A 6,580-nucleotide genomic window follows, 5' to 3' on the forward strand; every position below is an offset into this window, starting at 1 on the left:
CCTGCAGCGCGGGCGAGTCCGCTTGGCTGCGGCGATGCACGGCCGCGACGCCGCGCACCGACGCCGGCTGCACCGTCGGGATCGCCACGAGGTCGTCGGGCAGCGGGGACCGCCCGAGGCGCGGCACCAGCGCCACCCCGAGACCGGCACGCACGAGCTCGAGGTGGTTCTCGAACTCCATCGACTCGTGCACGATGCGCGGCGCGTTCGAGACGCCGTCGAACAGGCGCCGCAGCCACTGGCGGCAGATGGTCGAGTCGAACGTCGCGACCCACTCCTCCTCGGCGAGGTCGGCCGGGGTCAGCTCGGTGCGGCTGGCGAGCGGGTGCTCGCGGCGCAGGATCACGTCCGCGACATCCGTGAACAGGGGCGTCTCGATCAGGTGCTCGGGCATCGCGAGCGCGACGCCGCCCCACCGGTGCACGATTCCGAGGTCGCGCTGACCGGATGCCACGAGCGCGATCGTCTCCCACGGCTCGCTCTCGCGCATCGGCACCCGCAGTTCCGGATGCTCCGCGCGCAGCCGCGGCAAGACATCGACCAGCAGGCCCCGCACCGCGGTCGAGAAGGCGCCGATCCGGACTTCGCCCGTGATGCGGCGCGCGGCCGCGCCATCCGCCCCCGTCGCGCTACTCGCGAGATGCAGGTCGGCCTCGATGCGCTCGAGGTCGGCGAGCACCGTCGCCGACGACGTGACGAGCTGGCGGGCGGCATCCGTCAGGACCACCCCGCGACCGGCCCGCTCGAGCAGCGCCACCCGCGTGCCGCGCTCGAGGCGCTTGATCTGCTGCGACACCGCCGACGGCGTGAACCCGAGCGCGTCCGCCGCCGCCGCGACACTGCCGTTCGTGGCCACCGCGCGCAGCGCGACCACGGCTTCGAGATCGATCATGCAGCGATGCTACCGATTCGGGCGCAAGAATAGTCCTTCATGTTTCCGGATGCCGCGGGCGACCCGTGACCCCCGGAAGGACGATGCAGCGAGCGGCTCAGCCGAGCTTGGCGCGCGCCGAGTGACGGCGTGCCTTCGCGCGGTTGCCGCAGGTCTCCATCGAGTGCCACCGACGCGTGTTCGCCCGGCTGGTGTCGATGAAGAAGTGCTGGCAGTCGGATGCCGCGCACGGCCGGATGCGCGAGCCCTCGGGCCCCTGCAGGTCGGCCCACTCGAGCATGGCGCGCGCGCCGATCCGCCGCCCCGGGGCGAGGTCCTCGCGCCACCGAGCGCCATCCGGACCGAAGGCGGGACGCCGCGTGATCGCACCGGTCCACGGCTCGAGCTCCTCGATGGGAGCCTGGCCCCGAAGGAACCTCGCCAGCAGCGGGCGGGCGGCGCGGGCGTCGGCGATCTCGTCGCCGTCGCCCGTGCCGCCGTGGGCGACGAGCCATGCCGCGGCCTCGGCATCCGCCGCGAGCTCGTCGTCGACGTGGTCGTCGAACTCGAGCCGGGAGTTCACGAGATCCAGCAGGAGCGATCCGGCGCCCGCGTGCGTGGCATCCGTCGGCATGGCCCCACCTCCGTGATCGATCGCGTTCTGCATCGATTCTAACCCCCTCGGAATATCTCACCGGTTATCGTGTTGCACTCGTCAACGCACTAACCACCACGACCATTCCATCCGGTTAGGCACTGATTCGAAGGAGCTGGCATACATGCCGTTCATCACCGTCGGAACCGAGAACTCGAGCGACATCGACCTCTACTACGAGGACCACGGATCCGGGCAGCCCGTCGTGCTGATCCACGGGTACCCGCTGAGCGGCGAATCCTGGGAGAAGCAGTCCGCCGCCCTGCTCGCATCCGGCAACCGCGTCATCACCTACGACCGTCGCGGATTCGGCCGGTCCTCGAAGCCGACCGTCGGCTACGACTACGACACCTTCGCGGGCGACCTGAAGGTCGTGCTCGAGACCCTCGACCTCCGCGACGCGATCCTCGTCGGATTCTCGATGGGCACGGGCGAGGTCGGGCGCTACCTCGGAACCCACGACAGCGAGCGCGTGGCGAAGGCCGTCTTCCTCGCCTCGCTCGAGCCGTACCTGCTGCAGGCCGACGACAACCCCGCGGGCGTTCCCGCCGAGGTCTTCGCCGGCATCGAGCAGGCGGCGAAGACCGACCGCTACGCGTGGTTCGACGACTTCTTCCACAACTTCTACAACCTCGACGAGAACCTCGGCACCCGCATCGGCGAGGCCGCGGTCCGCGCGAGCTGGAACACCGCGTCGTCGAGCGGATGGTTCGCCTCCTCCGCCGTCGTCCAGTCCTGGCTCACCGACTTCCGCACCGACATCGAGAAGATCGACGTGCCGGCGCTCATCGTGCACGGCACCGCCGACCGGATCCTGCCGATCGACGCCACCGCGCGCGAGTTCACCAAGCGCCTGCCGTCGGCGGAGTACGTCGAGATCGAGGGCGCCCCGCACGGCATGCTCTGGACGCACGCCGACGAGGTCACCCGCCTGCTGGTCGACTTCGTGCAGAAGTAGCTCCGACGCCGCACCTCATCGCGGCACGCATGAACGAGGGGCTCGGGTCATCCCGAGCCCTTCGGCGTCTCCGCGCTCGGTGCCGCCTGCCGCCTGCCGCCTGCCGCCTGCCGCCTGCCGCCTGCGCTCGATCATGCAGCGATGCTACCGATTCAGGAGCAGAAATGGTCGCTGGTGTTTCCGGATGCCGCGGGCGAACCTTGACCCATGACGAGACGCGACATGCTGCTGGCCGCCCTGGTGGCGACGATGTGGGGCTTCAACTTCGTCGTGATCGACTGGGGCATGGACGGCATCCCGCCGCTGTTCTTCGTCGCGGTGCGCTTCGCCGTCGTCGCGGTTGCGGTCGTCGTCGTGCCGCGGCCGCTCGCGAGCTGGAAGACCGTCGTCGGCGTCGGCCTCTTCATGAGCCTCGGCCAGTTCGCCCTGCTCTACACGTCGATCGCGCTCGGGCTGCAGCCCGGCATCGCCGCACTGCTGCTGCAGGCGCAGGTCGTGCTGACGATCCTCGTCGCCGCGCTCGCGCTGCGCGAGCGGCCCACCCGCCTGCAGGTCATCGGGGTCGGGCTCGGGACGATCGGACTCGGCGTCGTGGCGCTCGGGCGCGGAGGCGACGCCCCCGCGCTCGCGGTCGTGCTGTGCCTGCTCGCCGCGCTGTCGTGGGCGATCGGCAACGTGATCTCCCGGAAGGCCGGCCCGGTCGCGCCGGCGCGGCGGTTCGGCGCGCTCTCGCTCACCGTGTGGTCGTCGCTCGTCGTGCCGCTGCCGGCGCTCGGCCTGTCGGCACTCATCGAGGGACCCGACGCGATCGCCGCCGGCATCGCCGCATTCGGATGGCGGCCCATCCTGTCGACGCTCTACACCGCGGGCCTCTGCACGCTCGTCGGCTACGCGATCTTCAACGGACTGCTGGCGCGGAATCGCTCGGCGTCGGTCGTGCCGTGGGTGCTGCTCGCCCCGGTCGTCGCGATGGCGTCGGCGGCGGTGCTGCTCGGGCAGGTGCCGAACCTGTGGGAGACGGTCGGCGGGGCGGTGCTCGTAGCGGGGGTGTTCGTCGCGAACGCGCCGGGGCGGCGGAGGGCGAAGCCGGCGGCCGATGCGCCGGAGGCATCCGCCCTGCACGCCGTCGGGCCGCGGTCGGGCTGACGCGAGCCGGTCGTACGGGACGCGGCGCACGAGCCGACGGCATCGGGGCCTCGCGACATCCGCCCCTGCCTCTTGCACCTCGCGCCCAGGCGCTGCCAGCATGGCCGCACCCCTACCACCGCGGAGGCCCGCATGCCCGACACCGTGTCCCTGCCGTCCAGCTCGACGGTCTCGCCCCTCCCCGGCGCTGCGGTGCTGTGGCGGGTGCAGCGGCTGCTCGGCTGGGCGATCGGCGCCGCCTTCGCGTACAGCCTGATCGGCGGGGCGAGCAAGGCCACGTGCGCGGGCGGGGTCACGGGCGACGGCGGGTACCTCGACGGGGCCGGCCGGGCGACGGATGCCGCGCCGCTCTGCCTCACGGTGACGCTCGAGCCGTCGGGCTTCGCGTACGCGGTGATCGCGGTCATCGTGTTCGCGACGACGACCGGCGTGGTGCGTCGCGCCGTCGACCCGTCGGATGCCATCCGTCGCCTCGATCGCGCCGTCGTCGGGATCGTCGTCTTCGTGCTCGCGTGGACCCTGATCACGCAGGCGTCCTTCGCGGGCATCTCACTCGAGTCGTGGGATGGCGCTGGGCCGTTCTTCCTCGAGGGGATCCGGTTCGGGAACATCGTGACGGATGTCTCGCCGATGGCCGGGTAGGCACAGAACGTGCGCATGCCACGGGCCGACGAGCGCCGCCGCCGAGCGTGACTTGGAAGCCTGCGCGACGACTCGTCCTCCACAGTCACACGCTGGGCTGAGTTCTGCACAGTCAAAATTCCTGTTCACGCGGCATTTCTGGGCCAATTGGATGTCGGTGGGTGGGTGCAGGATCGAAGCATGGAACAACCCACGCTCCCGCAGCATCCGCTCGGTGCGCTCGGTGCGCTCGGTGCGCTCGGTGCGCTGGGGCGAGATCTCGCAGCGCTGCGCGAGGTGTGGGCGGGTGCATCGCCGGCGTGGGGCGCCGTGCCTGCGGCGTGGGGCGCCGTGCCTGCGGCGTGGGGCGCCGTGCCTGGGGGCGCGCAGGTCGAGATCGAGCAACTGAGCGACGGCGGGCTCATGCGGGTCACCGATGCGCTGGCGACGGTTCGCCGCGACGTCGACGCGCTGCTGGCGAGGGTCGCCGCCGAGGTGGCGAAGCGGTCCGGGCCGGAGTTCGGCGAAACCGGGTTCGCCAAGTCGCAGGGGTTCCACAACCCGACCCGCCTCCTCGCCGCGGCCACCGGAGGGTCGCTCGGCGACGCGCGCCGGCTGATCGCGGTCGGCACCGCCACCGCGGAGCGGCAGGCTTTCACCGGGGAGCGGCTCCCGGCACGGCATCCACACGTGGCCGAGGCCCTCGAGTCGGCTGGGATCAGCATCGAGGCGGCATCCGCGATCACGACCATGCTCGACCGGGCGGCGATGCGATCCGAGCCCGACCGGGTGCGGGTCGTTGAGCGTGAGCTCGTCGACCTGGCTGAGCGGGTGCCGCTCGAGACCCTCCTGCGCGGCGTGCGGGAGGCCGAAGCGCGGCTGGATCCCGACGGTGTCGAACCCCGCGAAGACGAGCTGCGCATGGAGCGCTCGCTGACCATGCGGGAGGACGGCCGCGGCATCGTGCACCTGCATGCCCGACTCGATCCCGAAAGCGCGGCTCCGGTGAAGGCGGCGATCGAGGCGCTCGTCAGCGACGCGCTGCGCAGGCGCGAACCGGGCGGACGCGCCCTCGGCGATCGCACTCTCGCCAATGACCGACCAGGCGACGGTGGGCGCGGCCCGGTCATCGACGACCATCGCACGATCCCGCAGATCCAGGCCGACGCACTGGCCGCACTCGCCCGCCACACGCTCGGCTGCACCCGGACCCTCACGCCGCTCGCCAAAACCACGGTCGTCGTGCGCGTCGACCTCGATGCGCTCGTCGAGGGGCTCGGGCATGCTCGCGTCGACGGTCTCGAACAGCCGATCTCGGCGGGCACCGCCCGTCGAATGGCCGCCGATGCCGAACTCATCCCTGCCGTACTCGGCGGCGGCAGCCTCCCCCTCGACCTCGGCCGGGCCGCTCGCCTCTTCACGAAGGCACAACGTCTCGCGCTCGGCGAGCGCGACGGCGGCTGCGCCTCCTGCGGCCAGAACATCGGGTACGTCGAAGCCCACCACATCGACTGGTGGGAACGCGACGCCGGCCCGACGGACCTCGTGAACGGAGTCCTGCTCTGCAGCTTCTGCCACCACATGATCCACCGCGACGGATGGAAGATCCACGCCGGCCCGACCGACGTCTGGTTCATCCCGCCACCGCACATCGACCCGGTACAGGTGCCACGACTCGGCGGACGAGCGCGCTTCGAGCTGCGCGAAGAGCGGGCGGCATGAGCGCTCCGGGCTGCATGACGCCGTTCGGCGGCGTCAGCGCTGCGCCTGAGGGCTGTGCGTGCTCAGCGCTCGGCGTACTCAGCGCTCGGCGTGCTCAGGGCTCGGCGTACTCAGCGCTCGGCGTACTCAGCGCTCGCCGGATGCCGCGAGCCGCTCCCCCAGCCACGCCCGCGCCCGGGCGTGGAAGGCGCGCGTCACGCCCGCGCCCCGGGCGATCGACTCGAAGCCGTGCGGCGCGCCAGGCACCACGTCGACCGTGCACTCGACGCCCGCATCGCGGAGCGCCTGGGCGTATGCGACGTCCTCGTCGTGGAACAGGTCGATGTCGCCGACGCCGATCCACGCCGGCGGCAGCCCGGCGAGGTCGGTGCGGCGCGCGGGCACGGCGAAGTCGGGCACGGCGTCGGCGCCCGGCGGCATCTGGAGGTACGACGACCAGCCGACGAGGTTGTCGCGGTTGGTCCAGGCGAAATGCCGGACCACGTCGAGGTCGCGGCGCGCCGCGGTGCGGTCGTCGAGCATCGGGCAGTACAGCAACTGCGCGGCGGGCTGCGGTCCGCCGTCGGCGAGCAGGCGCTGCGCGAGCGCGGCCGCGAGTCCTCCGCCC

At 71.9% G+C, this 6,580-nt stretch carries 7 protein-coding genes; 4 read left to right on the forward strand and 3 right to left on the reverse strand.

Annotation, left to right across the window (positions count from 1 at the left end; genetic code table 11):
- Both ESO86_RS09440 and ESO86_RS19740 read right to left on the reverse strand, forming a co-directional pair.
- On the reverse strand, positions 1-892 hold an 892-nt coding region (locus ESO86_RS09440), incomplete at its 3' end, for a LysR family transcriptional regulator (protein ID WP_165307582.1).
- A gap of 97 nt (positions 893-989) precedes the next feature.
- A complete protein-coding gene (locus ESO86_RS19740) occupies positions 990-1,505 on the reverse strand; it encodes a CGNR zinc finger domain-containing protein (protein ID WP_242492299.1) in 516 nt (171 codons plus the stop codon).
- 145 nt (positions 1,506-1,650) lie between these two features.
- Here ESO86_RS19740 and ESO86_RS09450 point away from each other — a divergent pair, with 145 nt between their 5' ends.
- The 4 genes from ESO86_RS09450 to ESO86_RS09465 all read left to right on the forward strand — a co-directional run bounded on the left by ESO86_RS09450 (position 1,651) and on the right by ESO86_RS09465 (position 5,973).
- Positions 1,651-2,484: an alpha/beta fold hydrolase gene (locus ESO86_RS09450; RefSeq protein ID WP_129234671.1), complete on the forward strand. Its 834-nt coding sequence runs from the start codon at positions 1,651-1,653 to the stop codon at positions 2,482-2,484.
- A gap of 207 nt (positions 2,485-2,691) precedes the next feature.
- Positions 2,692-3,630 (forward strand): EamA family transporter, encoded by a 939-nt coding sequence (locus ESO86_RS09455; protein WP_129234672.1) that lies wholly within the window; start codon positions 2,692-2,694, stop codon positions 3,628-3,630.
- Between the two features lie 132 nt (positions 3,631-3,762).
- Entirely contained in the window at positions 3,763-4,272 is a 510-nt protein-coding gene (locus ESO86_RS09460; RefSeq protein ID WP_129234673.1) for a hypothetical protein, read from the forward strand.
- 180 nt (positions 4,273-4,452) lie between these two features.
- Entirely contained in the window at positions 4,453-5,973 is a 1,521-nt protein-coding gene (locus ESO86_RS09465) for an HNH endonuclease signature motif containing protein (protein WP_129234674.1), read from the forward strand.
- Between the two features lie 126 nt (positions 5,974-6,099).
- Here ESO86_RS09465 and ESO86_RS09470 read toward each other — a convergent pair.
- The coding region (locus ESO86_RS09470) for an alpha/beta hydrolase fold domain-containing protein (RefSeq protein ID WP_165307584.1) at positions 6,100-6,580 on the reverse strand (481 nt) is incomplete at its 5' end.

Source organism: Agromyces binzhouensis (assembly GCF_004135055.1).
GTDB classification, from domain to species: Bacteria; Actinomycetota; Actinomycetes; order Actinomycetales; family Microbacteriaceae; genus Agromyces; species Agromyces binzhouensis.

Coding starts and splice junctions, on each gene's coding strand:
- ESO86_RS19740 (WP_242492299.1), bottom strand. CDS start 1,505: ATGCCGACGGATGCCACGCACGCGGGCGCCGGATCGCTCCTGCTGGAT.
- ESO86_RS09450 (WP_129234671.1), top strand. CDS start 1,651: ATGCCGTTCATCACCGTCGGAACCGAGAACTCGAGCGACATCGACCTC.
- ESO86_RS09455 (WP_129234672.1), top strand. CDS start 2,692: ATGACGAGACGCGACATGCTGCTGGCCGCCCTGGTGGCGACGATGTGG.
- ESO86_RS09460 (WP_129234673.1), top strand. CDS start 3,763: ATGCCCGACACCGTGTCCCTGCCGTCCAGCTCGACGGTCTCGCCCCTC.
- ESO86_RS09465 (WP_129234674.1), top strand. CDS start 4,453: ATGGAACAACCCACGCTCCCGCAGCATCCGCTCGGTGCGCTCGGTGCG.